The following is a 16,995-nucleotide window of genomic DNA, read 5'->3' on the forward strand; positions in this document are numbered from 1 at the left end:
GAATGAAACGGATGAGGGCAGATGGGGAGTGTGTCATGGAGTACAAACAATGGTATATGGAATATAGGATACATAAGAATCGTCCCGGTCTGCTTGGTGACATCGCATCAATGCTAGGTATGCTGGAAGTCAATATTTTGACTATTAACGGTGTCGAAGGCAAGACTAGAGGTATGCTCCTTCAGACGGATGATGATGAGAAGATAAGACTAATGGGGCAAATGCTGCAGAAGGTGGATAACATCACGGTTTCCGCGCTGCGACAGCCCAAGTTAGTTGATATATTGGCGGTTCGACATGGCCGCTACATTGAACGGGATTCAGATGATAAGAAAACATTTCGTTTCACGCGTGACGAGTTGGGATTACTGGTTGATTTTCTAGGGGAAATATTTAAGCGTGAAGGGCATCAGGTTATCGGTCTGCGCGGTATGCCGCGTGTAGGCAAGACGGAGTCCATAATCGCCGGAAGTGTTTGCGCTATGAAACGCTGGACCTTTGTATCCTCCACTTTGCTGCGTCAAACGGTTCGCAGTCAGATGTCGGAAGAAGAGATGAACAATCAGAATGTTTTCATTATAGATGGTATAGTGTCTACTATTCGTTCTAACGATAAGCATGAAGCGCTGCTTCAAGAGATTATGAATATGCCTTCAACGAAAGTCATAGAGCATCCAGATATATTTGTTCGTGAAACACAATATGATTATGACTTCTTTGATTATATTATTGAACTTCGCAATACCCCTGAGGAAGAAATCACTTACGATACGTTTACCATTAATTACAACGAATTATAATAGTAATACCGTTATTTTGGACAAGATGATTAGAAGTAGGAGGTGAAATTGTGTCTGAATTAGGGCAAATGCTTAAAAGCGCCCGTGTAGAGAAAGGGCTGTCATTAGACGATGTTCAAGAAGCAACCAAGATACGCAAGCGCTACTTGGAAGCTATAGAAGAAGGAGACTACAAGGTACTGCCAGGTTCGTTCTACGTTCGCGCATTCGTTAAGACGTATGCCGAGACTGTAGGATTGAACCCTGATGACGTTCTTCAATATTACCGCAATGACATACCAACAGCCGAACCTGAGAAAACGATTGAGCCGCTGATTCGTAAGAAGCGCTCTGTTCAACATAATGATCGTTTTGGAAAATGGGCCACTACGATCCTCATGTGGTCGTTTGTCATACTCATCATTGTCATTATATACTTCTTCTTTGTTAGTAGAGACAACAATGACGGTGGCAAAAATGCAGGTAATACGGATGAGACTATTATCACTGACCAAGTCGATCCTAATAAGCCGGGCGGGAAAAAAGATTCTGGCAGCAATAATGCTGGTACTGTCGCGCCAACTCCGCAGCCGGAGCCTGAGCCAGAGGTCGTGCAGGAGCCGATTGTCGTACAGCAGGATCCAAATCGCGTCGTATTCTCGATGCCTGAAGGGAAGACGGTTCCTCTTGAACTTGAATTGATCGAAGGCATCTGGATGAGCATCAAGGTAAAGGACAAGAATGGCGAGAAGATTGCCTCTGGAAACTTCGATAAAGGTCATAAGCAAACGATTGATCTGACGAAGGATGGGCTGTACATGATGCTCGGCAACCCAACGCGTGCTAAGTTGACGATTAATGGACAGGTGATCGATCTCGGTACAGGTTTGAATAAAGAGATCATGATTACATGGCAGCCATATGAAGATGTGAAGAAGCTGCAAGAAGGTCAAAGTACGACAGCACCATAATTCCGGAGCCAGCGGATCTAAGCTGCCCGCCAATGATAACAGCTGGTAATATAGTACTGCCTTGAGCGCATGGAATATTTCACTCCTGCATGGGGACAATATTCGTGCAACGATAAATCTCAACACGCAGGAGAGGTGTCGTAACATGGCGGTAAGTTGGATTATTACTGGAGTAGGCCTTGTGGTTAGCATAATCGGCTATTATTTAACACCTAGCGCATGGGGTTTCGGTACCTTAGGGTTTGGATTAGCGTGGATCGTACTGGGTATATTGGATATGTTTCGTTATCCAATCAGTGGAAAATACTAAATCCCGATGCCGTGGCTTAACTGTACTTGGGCATTCTTATCGCAGGTTCTTGCTGCATAAGAATGCCCTTGTGCTATATATCGCTTATCTTGAGATTGCACTTTGAAACCACTTTTTCTTATACTATACATAGTAGATCATTCATTCGGGAGGAATGTAAGATGGCAGACAGCTCTTTTGATATTGTGTCAAAAACGGATTTGCAGGAAGTGAGCAATGCGATTACGCAAGCTGAGCGCGAGATTGAGACGCGCTTTGACTTTAAAGGAAGCAAGAGCTCAATTAAGTTGGAGAAGGATGAACTCGTTATTGCGTCAGATGATGAGTACAAGCTGAAAAGTGTAATTGATATCCTGCAAGGCAAGCTGATTAAACGTGGAGTTTCCGTTAAAAATATGGATTTTGGCAAGCTTGAACCTGCATCCGGCGGCACGGTCCGTCAGCGGGTCAGACTGAAGCAAGGCATTGAACAAGATATTTCCAAGAAGATCAATATCTTGATTCGAGATTCAAAGCTGAAAGTCAAAAGCCAGATTCAAGGCGATCAGATTCGCGTAACAGGCAAGAGCAAAGATGATTTGCAGGCGGTCATGAAGCTGCTGCTTGATGCTAACTTGCCTCTCGACCTGCAATTCACAAACTTCCGTTAACATTTGCTTACAATACATGACCCGGTACAATCCTACACCCCTCTCTGATTGCGTAGAGAAGGAGGAGCCGGGCTTTTTCTTTTTTGACTATCGAGTAATCGGTGTATTATACTTGATGAGATAGAATGGACCAAGGATAGTATGCTGAACCTGGCACAACGGTTATTACTGCTACAATATTTGGGGGATGTATGAATGACAGAGAAGATTAAAGTCGTGACTTTAGGCTGCGATAAGAACTTGGTGGACTCCGAGATTATGTCAGGTCTCATTCACGAACGAGGATATGAATTGGTAGAGAACGAACTGGATGCCACCGTCATTATCGTCAATACGTGTGGCTTTATTGACGCCGCTAAAGAAGAATCCGTCAATACGATACTGGAGTTGGCTGATCTTAAAGAGACAGCTAACCTCAAAGCGCTCATCGTATCTGGATGCTTGACGCAGCGCTATAAAGAGCAGTTGCTGGATGAAATGCCGGAGATCGACGGCATAGTTGGGACGGGCGATTTCGGCAAGATTACGACAATTGTCGAAGAAGCTCTGGCTGGTCATAAGCCATACTATGTGGGCAATCCGGTGTTTAACTATGAACAAGCGTTGCCGCGGAAGGTAACTACAGCGCGCTACACTGCATATGTCAAGATTGCAGAAGGCTGCGACAACAACTGTACATTCTGCAGCATTCCATCGATGCGAGGTAATTTTAGAAGCCGTACGATGGAATCTATAATTGCTGAGGTTACACAGCTTGCTGAACAAGGAGTTAAGGAAATCAGTCTGATCGCGCAGGATTCTACGAATTATGGTACGGACCTGTATGACTCCTTTAAGCTGCCGGAGCTGTTGGACAAGGTTAGTGAAGTTCCAGGTGTGGAATGGGTACGATTGCACTATGCTTATCCTGGATTTTTCTCTGATGAGCTAATTGAGATGATGGCAAATAATCCGAAAATTTGCAAATATATCGACATGCCGCTGCAGCACAGTGAAGATTCTGTATTGAAGCGGATGCGCCGACCAGGACGTCAACGCGATACACGTGAATTAGTGCGCAAGATTCGTGATCGGATCCCAGATGTTGCGATTCGCACGTCGATCATTGTCGGATTCCCTGGTGAAACGGATGAGGATTTCGACAAGCTATGCGATTTTGTGCGCGAGATGAAGTTTGATCGATTAGGTGTATTCACGTACTCTAATGAAGACAACACTCCTGCTCATCGCCTACCGAATCACATCGACGAAGATGTGAAGGAATGGCGAGCTAACACATTGATGGAGCTTCAGCGCGAGGTTTCCAAGAGTGTGAGTGAATCTCGTATTGGCAAGGTTATTCCTGTACTTGTAGAACGCTACGATGGAAGAAACGATGTGTTTATCGGCCGTTCCCACTATGACGCGCCTGAAATTGACGGTGAAGTCTTTATTTCTAACAGCGCCTGCAATATCGGAGACATTGCGCAAGTCAGAATCACGCACGCGCTTGAATTTGACTTAGCCGGGGAGGGTGTACAGTGAATCTGGCGAACAAGATTACATTAGCGCGCATTTTTCTCGTGCCTATCATGATGTTCTTTCTGTTGGTGAATACAGATTACTTTCCTCCTATTCAAATCGGTGAATTCTACATCACGTTTAATCAGATTATCGCTGCCCTTATCTTTATCATCGCGGCTAGTACGGACGGGTTAGATGGATACATCGCTCGCAGCCGCAAGATGGTAACGAATCTGGGCAAGCTGCTTGATCCGCTGGCGGACAAGCTTCTTGTTGCGGCGGTGCTTATCTCGCTTGTTGAGATGGGCAAGTGTGATGCATTAATCGCTGTTATTATTATTAGCCGCGAATTCGCCATTACAGGTCTGCGTCAAATCGCATTGCTGGAAGGTAAAGTGGTTGCGGCGAGCAAATGGGGGAAATGGAAAACAGCTACCCAGATAACGGCCATTATTGCCATGCTGTTAAACAATTTTCCTTTTGTGCTTATCGGATTTCCGTTTGACGTTATCGCGACTTGGATCGCGGCAATTATCACGGTGTATTCCGGTATTGACTATTTTGTCAAGAATAAGAATCTGCTCCATTTTTCGTAATCTATATTCTACAATAGAGACAATAGGTTCTTCCCTGATGAATAAGGAAGGGCCTATTGTTTTTTTTTTTTTTTTTTTGTTGTGATCCAAGAATAGGGTGTGTTAGATGCTCAGCTAAGAATGACGTCAGTAGAATTTTTTAATGCGAAATGCTTTAATATGATTTCATTTCGTAGTATTCTTGTTCTGCTCCCTCGGATTAATGCGATCGGATCATTTAATGGAATGAACAATATGCTCTGCGGCGAAGCTGCACATATTACATAGGAGGCGGTACAGGATGAAAGCGGAAATGATAGCGGTTGGAACGGAATTGCTGTTAGGTCAAATTTTGAATACGAACGCTCAATATTTGTCCCAGCAATTAGCGATGCTTGGCATTGATGTCTATTATCAGACGGTTGTTGGAGATAACCCGAATCGGATCAAGGATGTCATACAAACGGCAGGCTCAAGAGCGGACGTCGTGCTGCTTACAGGCGGACTTGGTCCTACGATGGATGACTTAACGAAGGATGTGCTAGCAGAAATGCTCGGACGTCAGCTGGTGATTCATGAGCCGTCCATGCGCAATATTGAGAAGCTGTTTAAGGACAGCAATGCGCATCGTGTTGAAAGCAACCGCCGTCAAGCCAATTGGATTGAAGGCTCAGATGCGCTTGATAATGAAGCGGGCTTAGCGGTAGGCAACGCGCTGATGCATGAAGGTACGGCCTATATTCTACTGCCGGGTCCTCCTAAAGAGATGAAGCCGATGTTCGAGCATAAGGTTATTCCTTGGCTTGAACGGAATGTATTGCATGAACGGGAGTCACTATATACTAGGATGCTGAAGTTTGCGGGTATTGGCGAGTCCTTGCTGGAGAATAAATTGTTAGACTTGATTCAAGCGCAGACAGATCTTACGATCGCCCCATATGCGAAGGAAGGGGAAGTGCTGATTCGATTGGCCACGAAGAGCGATGAAGCCGCGGATGCGGAGGCGAAGCTGAGCCATATGGAAGCTGTCATTCGTGAGCGGTTGAATGAACACATTTTCGCTACCTCAGATGTGTCGCTGGAGCAGGTTATTGTAGAGCAGATGAGCGCGCTGGGGATGAAGCTCGCCGCGGCGGAAAGCTGCACCGGGGGCTTGCTGTCAGAGCTTATTACAAGTGTTCCAGGCAGCTCAGCTATGTTTCATGGAGGCGTCATCTCCTATTCCAATACACTGAAGCACCATCTGCTGGGTGTTCCGTGGGAGACGTTGGAGGGCGAGAATGCTCCTGGCGCTGTAAGTGCGGAAACAGCTAAAGCGATGGCCGATGGGCTGATGAAGCTGATGAATACCGATATAGCGGTGTCTATCACAGGAGTTGCGGGACCTGGGCAGTCGGAACGCAAGCCTGTAGGCCTTGTTTATATCGGAATTGCTGAGCGTGGCAGAGAAACGGTAACGGAAGAATTGAAGTTTAACGGGAATCGGGAAATGATTCGTCTTCGCGCTGCGAAGAAGCTGCTGCATCGGATCTGGATGCGCCTGCAAGAGCGCTCGCAGCAAGTGTAGAAGCGTGGCAGACTGTTGATTTCTGTCAAGATTCATGGTATATTGGTATAAATTAATAGTGGATCGGAAGCGGAGGAACCGCAATCGTGCTTGGATGCATCGGTTGCGGTTCCTTTATGTACCCGGGTGCTAATTTATGGCTGAAGATCCAGTTAATTGTCATTATCTCATAAGAAAAACGAATGTATGTTCGAAAAAATGCTTGGCAAGTGAACAAAAACAAGGTATGATGTTTATATCAACGATAACGAAGGAAGTGAATTTTGTGTCAGATCGTCGTGCTGCATTAGAAATGGCATTGCGTCAAATAGAGAAACAATTCGGTAAGGGCTCCATTATGAAGTTGGGCGAGTCTAATCATATGCAAGTAGAGGTTGTTCCAAGCGGATCCTTGGCGCTTGATATCGCGTTAGGTATTGGTGGATTGCCTCGCGGACGTGTTATTGAAGTGTACGGACCTGAATCATCCGGTAAGACGACTGTTGCACTGCATGCGATTGCAGAAGTACAGAAGGGTGGCGGAACGGCTGCATTCATTGATGCGGAGCATGCGCTGGATCCTTTGTATGCGAGCAAGCTGGGCGTTAACATCGATGAGTTGCTGCTGTCTCAGCCAGATACAGGTGAACAAGCTCTTGAGATCGCTGAAGCGCTTGTGCGCAGCGGCGCAGTAGATATTATCGTCGTTGACTCTGTGGCAGCATTAGTGCCGAAGGCAGAGATTGAAGGCGAGATGGGTGATTCCCATGTAGGCTTGCAAGCTCGACTGATGTCGCAGGCACTGCGTAAGCTATCAGGTGCGATTGCGAAGTCTAAGACGATCGCGATCTTCATTAACCAGCTTCGTGAGAAGGTTGGCGTCATGTTTGGTAACCCTGAGACAACACCAGGCGGCCGCGCTTTGAAGTTCTATTCCAGTGTGCGCCTTGATGTACGCCGTGTTGAAACGATCAAGCAGGGCAATGATATGGTCGGTAACCGCACGCGGATTAAAGTCGTAAAGAACAAGGTTGCTCCTCCGTTCAAGCAGGCGGACATCGATATTATGTACGGTGAAGGCATCTCGAGAGAGGGAAGCATTGTAGATATCGGTACGGAATTGGATATCGTTCAGAAGAGCGGTGCTTGGTACTCCTATGAAGGTGAGCGTCTTGGTCAAGGCCGTGAGAATGCGAAGCAGTTCTTGAAGGATAATAAGGAGCTGGCGATTGTTATTGAGAATAAGATTCGAGAAGCAAGCAACTTAACTTCGATCATTTCAGGTAATGTTTCAGTTGATGATGAGGATGAAGAAGCAGCATTGCTTAACGAAGATACGGAATAACTCACTGCATTGCGCAGGGGACGCATAATCGATAGCTTGAAGACAAGCACCTCACGGCTGTGATGGTGCTTGTCTTGTTGCGTCTATATGCGGGATAGAGCAATGTGTCAGGAACGGAGGAAGCTAGTGAACGAGAATCAGGACAACAATCGACTAACTACTGTTATTAAGGCAGAGCGGGATGAGAAGCAATCTGGTCGCTACACGATCTATTTCGAACATGCTGAACCATTAAACGTCCATGAGGATGTCATGATTAAATTCCGCTTGATAAAAGGGTCGGAAGTATCGCTCGACTTCATGGAGGAGATCGTTCGAGCTGACGAGAAGAATCGCGCTTATGTGCAGTCGTTGAAATATTTGCAGCATAAGCCGCGAACAAGATCGGAAATCGCGAAGTATCTGCTTCAAAAGGCGTATGATGAAGGGATTATAGCTCAGGTCCTGGATCAATTAGAGCGGGAGTGGCTCGTTGATGACGCTGCATATGCGGAGCAATGGATGGAGCAGCGGGTAACACGGCACCACAAAGGCAGAAGATGGGTGCAGCATGAGCTGAAGCAGAAGGGCGTGCATGAACGACATATAGCAAACGCGATGTCCGCTCTGGATCCGGATCAGGAATGGGCGAGTGCATTGGCGGCCGCCAAAAAGAAGTGGCGTCAGACGAGCGGAGAAGCGCCGTTACGGCGGCAGAAAGTGGCTGCTTATCTAGCGCGGCGCGGCTATCCGATGGAGCTGTGTAGACGTGCAGCTAGTGAAGCAGCACAACGTGTTGAAGCGGAAATGGAAGAATGAAGGCAAATCGACAAGGTATTGACTAGATTGCTTGACAATTTCTTTTCATCAAGACTAAAATAAGTATGTATCTTTATCCTAATGGAATCAGTTTTTCCTTCCAAAAATTGATTTCAAATGATTCATTTCGCCAATGAATTATTGCTTGAATGTCATCTCTTGGTGACATCTGTGCATACGCAAGTATGTGCGGTAAAACCGGCTGTAAAGCCGTTCGTTTCATTTCATTATGACTTGGACATTGAAACACTTAAAAGAACGTACAACTTAACCCAAGCAATGCTTGGAGGAATCAACGGGGAGGTGAGGCAGAATGATGCAAATCTGGCTGTCGATCGTTCTCATTGTGATCGCATTGTTGTTGGGGTTTGGAATCGGGTATCTGATTCGCAAATTACTTGCGGAAGCGAAAATAACGAGTGCTGAGCACGCAGCGGAGCAAATTATGGAGAATGCTCAGAAAGATGCGGAGGCACTGAAGAAAGAAACAGTGCTGGAAGCGAAGGACGAGATCCATAAATTCCGTACGGAAGCGGAGAAGGATGTCCGCGAGCGCAGAAACGAAATTCAACGCTTGGAACGTCGCGTATTGCAGAAGGAAGAGTCGTTGGATAAGAAGTTAGAATCGCTGGAACGTAAAGAAGAACAACTGGGTAACAAAGAGAAGCGCATCGAACAAACACAAGAAGAAGTCGATCGAATTTGTCAGCAACAGGTTACTGAGCTTGAACGTATATCGAACTTGACCATGGAGGATGCAAGACAGATCATCTTGACCAACGTGGAGCAGGAAGTGCGTCATGAATCAGCACAGCTGATTAAGGAAATCGAACAACAAGCAAAAGAAGAAGCGGACAAGCGTTCGCGAGAAATTATCACGACAGCGATTCAACGTTGTGCCGCCGACCATGTGGCTGAAACAACAGTATCCGTCGTAGCCTTGCCTAACGAAGAGATGAAAGGCCGCATTATCGGACGTGAAGGCCGTAATATTCGGGCATTGGAGACACTTACGGGTATCGATCTCATTATCGATGATACTCCGGAAGCGGTTATCTTGTCCGGGTTCGACCCGATTCGCCGTGAAATCGCCCGTACTTCTCTAGAGAAGCTAGTTGCAGACGGACGCATACACCCTGCTCGTATCGAAGAGATGGTTGAGAAGTCGCGTAAAGAAGTGGATGAGCGAATTCGTGAGTATGGTGAACAAGCAACATTTGAGGTTGGGGTACATGGTTTGCATCCTGACATCATCAAGATACTTGGCCGCCTGAAGTTCCGTACCAGCTATGGTCAGAACGTACTCAAGCACTCCATGGAAGTGGCTTATCTTGCCGGGCTTATGGCTGGCGAGCTTGGTCAAGACATTACGTTGGCCAAGCGTGCAGGCTTGCTGCATGACATCGGTAAAGCATTGGATCACGAAGTGGAAGGATCGCACGTTGAAATTGGCGTGGAGTTGGCGAAAAAGTATAAAGAACATCCAGTGGTTATCAACAGTATTGCATCCCACCACGGAGATTGTGAACCTACTTCGATCATTGCGATGCTTGTAGCAGCTGCAGATGCGCTCTCAGCGGCGCGTCCTGGTGCACGCCGTGAAACATTGGAAACCTACATCAAGCGTCTGGAGAAGCTTGAGGATATTTCCGAATCGTTTGATGGTGTCGAGAAGTCATATGCAATTCAAGCTGGTCGCGAAGTTCGTGTCATGGTTCAACCGGAAAAGATCGATGATAGCGAAGCTTATCGTCTTGCTCGTGAGATTACGAAGAAGATCGAGAGTGAGCTTGATTATCCAGGGCATATTAAAGTCACCGTCATCCGCGAAACACGTGCGGTGGAATATGCGAAGTAAGTATGGATAGGACGAAGAGAAGTGGCCCTACTGGGCCACTTTTTTCGATATAATGGATATAATGAGCAGATGAGGAGCACAGTCAACACGCGGCGCGTAAGCTAATAAAGCATAGCGTCCGCATGTGCTCGAGCTCTCGATGAGAGAAGTTTTACCGTTTGCAAGGGGGATTTAATCAAATGAAGGTTATGTTTATCGGCGATATCGTCGGCAATAAGGGACGCAGCGCCGTGAAGCTTCTGCTGCCTTCCTTAAAGCAGAAGTACAATCCGCACATCATTATCGCGAATGCGGAGAATGCAGCAGGCGGACGCGGTGTTACGTCAGCTATTATTAAGGAATTTGCAGAGATGGGTATCCATGGATTTACGATGGGCAACCATACGTGGGATAACCGCGATATCTTCGAGTGGATCGATGATGAGAAGCGTCTCGTTCGCCCAGCTAATTTTCCACCTGGTACTCCAGGAAACGGCGTAGCAACGATCAAGGCAAATGGCAAGGAATTGACGATTGTAAACCTGCAAGGCCGCACGTTCCTGCCCGCGATCGATTGTCCTTTCCGCAAGGCAGATGAAATTCTGGATGGCCTAGGCAAGAAACGCAAGGCAGTGCTGGTTGATTTTCATGCTGAAGCAACATCGGAGAAGATTGCGATGGGCTGGCATCTGGACGGCCGCGCATCTATTGTTGTAGGCACACATACGCATGTTCAGACGAACGATGATACCATTCTTCCGAACGGAACAGCTTATGTAACGGACGTCGGCATGGTTGGCTCCAAGGAAGGCGTGCTTGGTATGGAGCGAGAAGCGGTGCTTCGCAAGTTCAAGACACAGCTGCCTGTTCGCTTTGTCGTATGCGAAGGCAAGTGGATGTTCCACGCGGTAGTTGTCGATATCGACGACGAAACAGGCCGTGCGACGAAGTTTGAGAAGATCCGCATCCGTGAGGATGAATGGATCATGAGCTAGCACTTAACTCGTATTCGTATAAGAGAAGGAGCATACTGCTCCTTCTCTTTTGCTTTATGTTACACGCAGGTGGAATAATCGATTGAGCTTCGTTCTTGCTTTGAATTTACGATAAATGGTCATGAAATGCTGATTTTGAGCATAAAAGTGAATCATAACCATGAACGAGCATGCATTCGGGGGGCCAGAAAGCTGTCGGGAACAGAGCCTCAGGACTGGAATGTTTACGAAATTCCCGAATATATTTTTGTGAATGGAATCAGACCAACAAGCCTGAGGAGGTACTTTCCATGGAAGTATTAAAGGTTTCAGCAAAATCCAATCCAAATTCGGTAGCTGGCGCGCTGGCAGGAGTGCTGCGTGAGCGAGGTGCTGCTGAACTGCAAGCGATCGGAGCAGGCGCCTTAAATCAGGCCATCAAAGCGGTTGCGATTGCTCGAGGATTCGTTGCGCCAAGCGGTGTCGATTTAATCTGTATACCGGCGTTTACCGATATTGTTATTGATGGCGAGGACCGGACGGCGATTAAGCTAATCGTTGAGCCTAGATAAGTAAAGTGCAGCAGGTGTGCGTAATGGGTTCATAATGTGGTAACCTGTTTACAGTGTAAGCAGGTTTTTTGTTGTGCTGGACATGCTGGTAAGGAATGCTAGAGCCAAGCGTGAATAGGAGTAATCTAAACAGATGAAGGAGAGTTATTAAAATGAGAAGAGTAATCGATTTTCATTGTGATGTACTGTATAAGATGCTGTATCAAGGCAAGCTGGATTTTACAGATGAAGGCTTGCTTGATGTGACGCTTCCGCGCTTAAAGCAGGGCAATGTCGGGATGCAGGTGATGGCTCTGTTTATGGAGCGCAACCTCATAACGGGTCCTCCGCGCTTCTCGCAGATTCTAAGAGCGATAGATTTATACCGCGAGCAGATTCTGAAGCAGCCGAATGTGATGCCGATCCTCTCGAAAGAGGATGTAGATCAGTGGGAGCAGGATCCCGATAAGATCGGAATGATCTTGTCGCTAGAGGGCGTTGATGCACTGGAAGGCGATCTCGTGTACCTCCGTACGGCTCACGCATTGGGAGCGCGGTTTGTAGGCTTATGCTGGAACGATGCCAACTGGGCTGTAGACGGCGCGCAGGAACCGCGTAAAGGCGGGTTCTCCACTGATGGAATCGCGCTTATCCGTGAGTGCGATCGCTTAGGCCTTACGATGGATGTAAGCCATCTTAATGAGCACGCGTTCTGGCAATTGCTAGAATTGACAGAGCGTCCGATTATTGCATCCCACTCCAATTCAGCGCATGTGATGCCACATGTTCGCAACCTTACGGATGAACAAGTGAAAGCAATCATTGAGCGCAACGGAAGAATTGGCATTACATATGTACCTTATTTCGTTACAGAGCAGGAGACAGCAGGAATCGATGATCTGATGCTTCATATAGATCGAATTTGTGAATTAGGTGGCCAAGATCATATTATGCTTGGTTCAGACTTTGACGGCATTGATCGCAATATAATCGGACTCGAGCATGCGGGTCAGCACGGAAACTTGCTCGCTGCTGTTGAGAAGCGGTACGGTTCTGATTTTGCTGATAAGCTCGCTTCGGGCAACGCTATGAGATTTTTGAAGGAACAGCTGCCATCACGCAACAATCTATGAACGATTTGTGACTATTCATCTCGGCACGGTATTAAATCTATCGAATCTTAATATCGTGGACAACTGCGAAAACGCTTGCTTTTTCCAACGGGCAGTCATAGAATGAGGATGACTCATGCATTTCTAATATTTTACTTGTAATATTATGGCGAATATTTGCGAATATGCACTGTCTCTTTCTTGCTAGATCGAGGCAAATGCGAGTCAGCTTAAAGGAGTGGGCGAGCTTGATTAGTCAATTGTCATGGAAAATCGGGGGTCAGCAAGGGGAAGGCGTTGAAAGTACAGACCGTATTTTCTCTACAGCGTTGAATCGCTTGGGCTATTATTTATACGGATACCGTCACTTCTCTTCCCGCATTAAGGGTGGACATACGAACAATAAGATTAGAATTAGTACGAAGCCGATTCGAGCGATCTCAGACGATCTAGACATACTAGTTGCTTTTGACCAAGAATCCATTGATCTGAATGCGCGGGAGCTGCGTCCTGGCGGCGTTGTCGTTGCGGACGCGAAGTTCAATCCGTCTATACCAGCAGGTATAGATGCTAGATTATTTGCTGTGCCAATCACAGCAATCGCGGAAGATCTGGGTACATCTCTGATGAAGAACATGGTTGCTTCTGGCGCCTCCTGGGCACTGCTTGGGCAGCCAATTGAAGTGTTTAACAAAGCGGTGGAAGAAGAATTCGGTCGCAAAGGTCCTGCAGTTGTAGAGAAGAACGTGGAAGCAGTGCGCCGCGGCGCGGAGTTCGTGCTTGAACAGGCGGGGGGGCCGCTTGAAGAGTTTAAGCTGGAGCCTGCTGACGGCAAGCAGAAGCTGTTTATGATCGGCAACGATGCGTTGGCGCTTGGTGCGCTTGCTGCAGGATGCCGAATCATGTCCGCATATCCAATCACACCTGCTTCTGAGATAATGGAATATTTGATTAAGCATCTGCCGAAGTTCGGTGGAACCGTCGTTCAGACGGAAGATGAGATTGCTGCATGTACGATGGCGATCGGCGCCAACTATGCGGGCGTACGTTCCATGACAGCTTCCGCTGGTCCTGGTCTGTCGCTCATGATGGAAGCGATCGGTCTGTCAGGCATGACCGAAACTCCGCTTGTAATCGTCAATACGCAGCGCGGAGGACCAAGTACGGGTCTGCCGACGAAGCAGGAGCAAAGTGACGTTAACGCTATGATCTACGGTACGCACGGCGAGATTCCTAAGATCGTAATCGCACCAAGCTCTATCGAAGATTGCTTCTATGATATGATCGAAGCCTTCAACTTGGCTGAGAAATACCAATGTCCTGTTATCGTGCTGACAGACTTGCAACTATCGCTAGGTAAACAATCCTGTGAAGCGCTTGACTATGAGCACATCGTGATCGACCGCGGCAATCTTGTGAAGAATGTGCCGGCATTGGAAGATAACGCACAGTTCAAGCGTTACGAATTCACGAAGGACGGTATCTCCCCGCGCGTTCTGCCTGGCGAGAAGGGCGGTCTTCACCACGTAACCGGCGTAGAGCACGACGAGACAGGCCGTCCGTCCGAGAGCGCAATCAACCGCAAGAAGATGATGGATAAGCGTCTGCATAAGCTGGATGATCTTCAGGTGAGAGATGCGATTCGTGTGGATGCGCCATATGAGAATCCTGACGTCTTGATCGTAGGCATGGGCTCCACTGGCGGTACTATTGACCAAGCGAGATTGGTTATGGAGCAGGACGGCTTGACGACGAACCATATTACGATTCGCCAGCTCTATCCATTCCCGACAGAAGCGTTCCGAGCGTATGCTGGGCGCGCGAAGAAGATTGTCGTACTTGAGAACAATGCGACAGGTCAATTGGCTAACCAGATCAAATTAAACGTTGGCTGCGCGGATAAGATCGAGAGCATCACGAAGTACGACGGTACGCCGTTCTTGCCAAGCGAAGTCTACAAACAAAGCAAGGAGTTGGTGAGCAATGGCAACATTTAAGGAGTTCCGCAACAATGTGAAGCCAAACTGGTGCCCAGGCTGCGGAGACTTTTCTGTGCAAGCTTCTATCCAACGCGCTGCTGCTAATGTCGGCTTAGAGCCAGAGAAATTAGCTGTTATTTCCGGTATCGGTTGCTCCGGCCGGATCTCAGGATATATTAACGCTTACGGTTTCCATACGATTCATGGCCGCTCGCTGCCGGTTGCTCAAGGCGTCAAGCTTGCCAACCGCGATCTTACGGTCATCGCTTCCGGTGGTGACGGAGACGGCTTTGCGATCGGCATGGGTCACACGATACATGCGATTCGCCGTAACATCAACATGACGTATATTGTCATGGATAACCAGATTTACGGCTTGACGAAAGGCCAGACGTCGCCTCGCAGCGCAGTCGGCTTTAAGACGAAGAGTACGCCGGAAGGCTCGATAGAGTCGACATTGTCGCCGCTCGAGATCGCGCTTGCATCAGGCGCAACCTTCGTAGCGCAGTCGTTCTCAAGCGATCTGAAGCAGTTAACTTCACTGATCGAGCAAGGGATTCAGCATGAAGGATTCTCCTTGATCAACGTGTTCAGCCCTTGTGTTACGTTTAACAAGATCAATACGTACGACTGGTTCAAGGAAAATATCATCAATCTGGATACGGTTGAAGGCTACGATCCTACTAACCGTATAGGGGCGATGACGAAGCTAATGGAAACAAACGGTATGATTACCGGCTTGATCTATCAAGACAAGAGCAAAAAGTCATACGAGAACCAGATATCGGGCTTCCGTCAGGAGCCATTGGTGGAGCAAGATATTCAGATTTCTCGGGAATCATTTGATAAATTGTTAACCGAGTTCAAGTAATTGTTGGAAAAGGCATACGTCATATGACGTATGCCTTGTTTATTTTTCAAATAAGCGTAGTATAATAGGTGTTGGTTTAACATAGAGAGATATTTGAGAGGTGGAAGATTTATGAAATCCGTACCAGTCGGCGTATCCGCTCGTCACATTCATTTGTCACAAGAACATGTTGAGAAATTGTTTGGAGCTGGATATCAATTAACAGAATTCAAACCATTGTCCCAACCAGGACAATACGCAGCTAACGAAACTGTAGAAGTAATCGGTCCTAAAGGTTCCTTCAAGAAAGTTCGTATTCTCGGACCTGCTCGTCCTGCTTCCCAATTGGAAGTATCCCGCACGGATTCCTTTGCGCTTGGCGTTAAGGCACCGGTTCGTGAGTCCGGCAACACAGAGGGCACACCAGGAATCAAGCTTGTTGGCCCAGCAGGTGAAGTTGAGCTCGAGGAAGGCGTCATCGTTGCTGCTCGCCACATTCATTTCCATACATCTGATGCTGAGAAGTGGGGCATTCAAGATAAGCAAAAGCTGCGTGTACGCGTAGGCGGAGATCGTGGCGTTGTATTTGAGAACGTAATTGCACGCGTATCGCCTAACTTTGCGTTGGACATGCATATTGATACAGATGAAGCGAATGCAGCTGCTGTTAATAACGGCGACATTGCAGAAATCGTAGAATAATATCGGAACGCGCTGTTCAAGCCGCGCTATGATTCAAGAAGGAGTTGCTCCATACGGGGCGCTCCTTTTTGTCATTTGCGTGCCCAGAAGCACGCTTCATCTAACCGGTGTAAGTCCGGTCACGGGAGGGGCCAAGCCCCCGTGTAGCTTGGATACCTGCGTACGGCGAAATCCTTACGTAGAAGCGTATCGACAAAAGTACTGGTCGGAGACCAGGCGAGCAACATACCAGGCCGTAACATAAAGTGAATCTTGCCGCGTCGTCAAAAAGGCCTTGCAAGAGGGAAAAGAGGATGCCGAGTCTCGAGTTGATGGACGAAGGCCACGGAATCTGCAAAGAACTTGGAGCAGCAGAGAAGAATCCTCCGGCGTATGGGGATCGGCATGGTATGAAAGAGGATGCAGTGAACTGGGGAGACCCTCCCCTGCACAGTCAAAAAAAAAACTGTAAGAGGATGCTCTATAAACCAGCAGGTGAAGTGAGTCATTCGCAGGAAGGGAGTCCGAGGGGCT

General features: G+C 47.5%; 17 protein-coding genes. All 17 read left to right on the top strand.

Features of this window, described 5'->3' with window-relative positions:
* The first annotated feature begins 35 nt into the window (after positions 1-35).
* Positions 36-800 (top strand): DUF3388 domain-containing protein, encoded by a 765-nt coding sequence (locus tag AC3WTP_RS16730; RefSeq protein WP_492395769.1) that lies wholly within the window; start codon positions 36-38, stop codon positions 798-800.
* Between the two features lie 50 nt (positions 801-850).
* Positions 851-1,750, top strand: a complete 900-nt coding sequence (locus tag AC3WTP_RS16735) for a helix-turn-helix domain-containing protein (RefSeq protein ID WP_492395770.1) — start codon at positions 851-853, stop codon at positions 1,748-1,750.
* 145 nt (positions 1,751-1,895) lie between these two features.
* On the top strand, positions 1,896-2,060 hold the full coding sequence (locus AC3WTP_RS16740; protein WP_492395771.1) for a hypothetical protein: 165 nt from the start codon (positions 1,896-1,898) through the stop codon (positions 2,058-2,060).
* Between the two features lie 161 nt (positions 2,061-2,221).
* The gene (locus AC3WTP_RS16745) at positions 2,222-2,710 is read left to right on the top strand and encodes a YajQ family cyclic di-GMP-binding protein (protein ID WP_492395772.1); all 489 of its coding nucleotides are present in this window, start codon (positions 2,222-2,224) and stop codon (positions 2,708-2,710) included.
* 195 nt (positions 2,711-2,905) lie between these two features.
* On the top strand, positions 2,906-4,234 hold the full coding sequence (gene rimO, locus AC3WTP_RS16750) for a 30S ribosomal protein S12 methylthiotransferase RimO (RefSeq protein ID WP_492395773.1): 1,329 nt from the start codon (positions 2,906-2,908) through the stop codon (positions 4,232-4,234).
* Complete coding sequence (pgsA, locus tag AC3WTP_RS16755; protein WP_492395774.1) at positions 4,231-4,809, top strand: CDP-diacylglycerol--glycerol-3-phosphate 3-phosphatidyltransferase; 579 nt, start codon at positions 4,231-4,233, stop codon at positions 4,807-4,809. Before rimO ends, pgsA begins: the two co-directional genes overlap by 4 nt.
* A 280-nt stretch (positions 4,810-5,089) precedes the next feature.
* Complete coding sequence (locus tag AC3WTP_RS16760; protein WP_492395775.1) at positions 5,090-6,355, top strand: competence/damage-inducible protein A; 1,266 nt, start codon at positions 5,090-5,092, stop codon at positions 6,353-6,355.
* 265 nt (positions 6,356-6,620) lie between these two features.
* Positions 6,621-7,679 (top strand): recombinase RecA, encoded by a 1,059-nt coding sequence (gene recA / locus AC3WTP_RS16765; RefSeq protein ID WP_492395776.1) that lies wholly within the window; start codon positions 6,621-6,623, stop codon positions 7,677-7,679.
* Positions 7,680-7,805: 126 nt separating this feature from the next.
* Positions 7,806-8,477, top strand: a complete 672-nt coding sequence (locus AC3WTP_RS16770) for a regulatory protein RecX (RefSeq protein ID WP_492395777.1) — start codon at positions 7,806-7,808, stop codon at positions 8,475-8,477.
* 313 nt (positions 8,478-8,790) lie between these two features.
* Positions 8,791-10,335: a ribonuclease Y gene (gene rny / locus AC3WTP_RS16775; protein WP_492395778.1), complete on the top strand. Its 1,545-nt coding sequence runs from the start codon at positions 8,791-8,793 to the stop codon at positions 10,333-10,335.
* 179 nt (positions 10,336-10,514) lie between these two features.
* Positions 10,515-11,309, top strand: a complete 795-nt coding sequence (locus AC3WTP_RS16780; protein WP_492395779.1) for a TIGR00282 family metallophosphoesterase — start codon at positions 10,515-10,517, stop codon at positions 11,307-11,309.
* A 290-nt stretch (positions 11,310-11,599) separates the two neighbouring features.
* A complete protein-coding gene (locus AC3WTP_RS16785; protein WP_006286829.1) occupies positions 11,600-11,860 on the top strand; it encodes a stage V sporulation protein S in 261 nt (86 codons plus the stop codon).
* Between the two features lie 152 nt (positions 11,861-12,012).
* Entirely contained in the window at positions 12,013-12,972 is a 960-nt protein-coding gene (locus tag AC3WTP_RS16790; protein ID WP_492395780.1) for a dipeptidase, read from the top strand.
* A 227-nt stretch (positions 12,973-13,199) separates the two neighbouring features.
* Entirely contained in the window at positions 13,200-14,948 is a 1,749-nt protein-coding gene (locus AC3WTP_RS16795; protein ID WP_492395781.1) for a 2-oxoacid:acceptor oxidoreductase subunit alpha, read from the top strand.
* Positions 14,935-15,801, top strand: coding sequence for a 2-oxoacid:ferredoxin oxidoreductase subunit beta (locus tag AC3WTP_RS16800; protein WP_492395782.1), 867 nt, complete (start codon positions 14,935-14,937; stop codon positions 15,799-15,801). The genes AC3WTP_RS16795 and AC3WTP_RS16800 overlap by 14 nt, the downstream gene beginning before the upstream one ends.
* Positions 15,802-15,912: 111 nt before the next feature.
* Positions 15,913-16,482 carry a phosphate propanoyltransferase gene (gene pduL, locus AC3WTP_RS16805; protein WP_492395783.1) on the top strand — a complete coding sequence of 190 codons (570 nt, stop codon included), beginning with the start codon at positions 15,913-15,915 and terminating at the stop codon, positions 16,480-16,482.
* Positions 16,483-16,775: 293 nt separating this feature from the next.
* A partial coding sequence (locus AC3WTP_RS16810) for a hypothetical protein (RefSeq protein WP_492395784.1) occupies positions 16,776-16,995 on the top strand: 220 nt, incomplete at its 3' end.

It is taken from the genome of Paenibacillus sp. EB106-04-04-XG159, assembly GCF_058791835.1.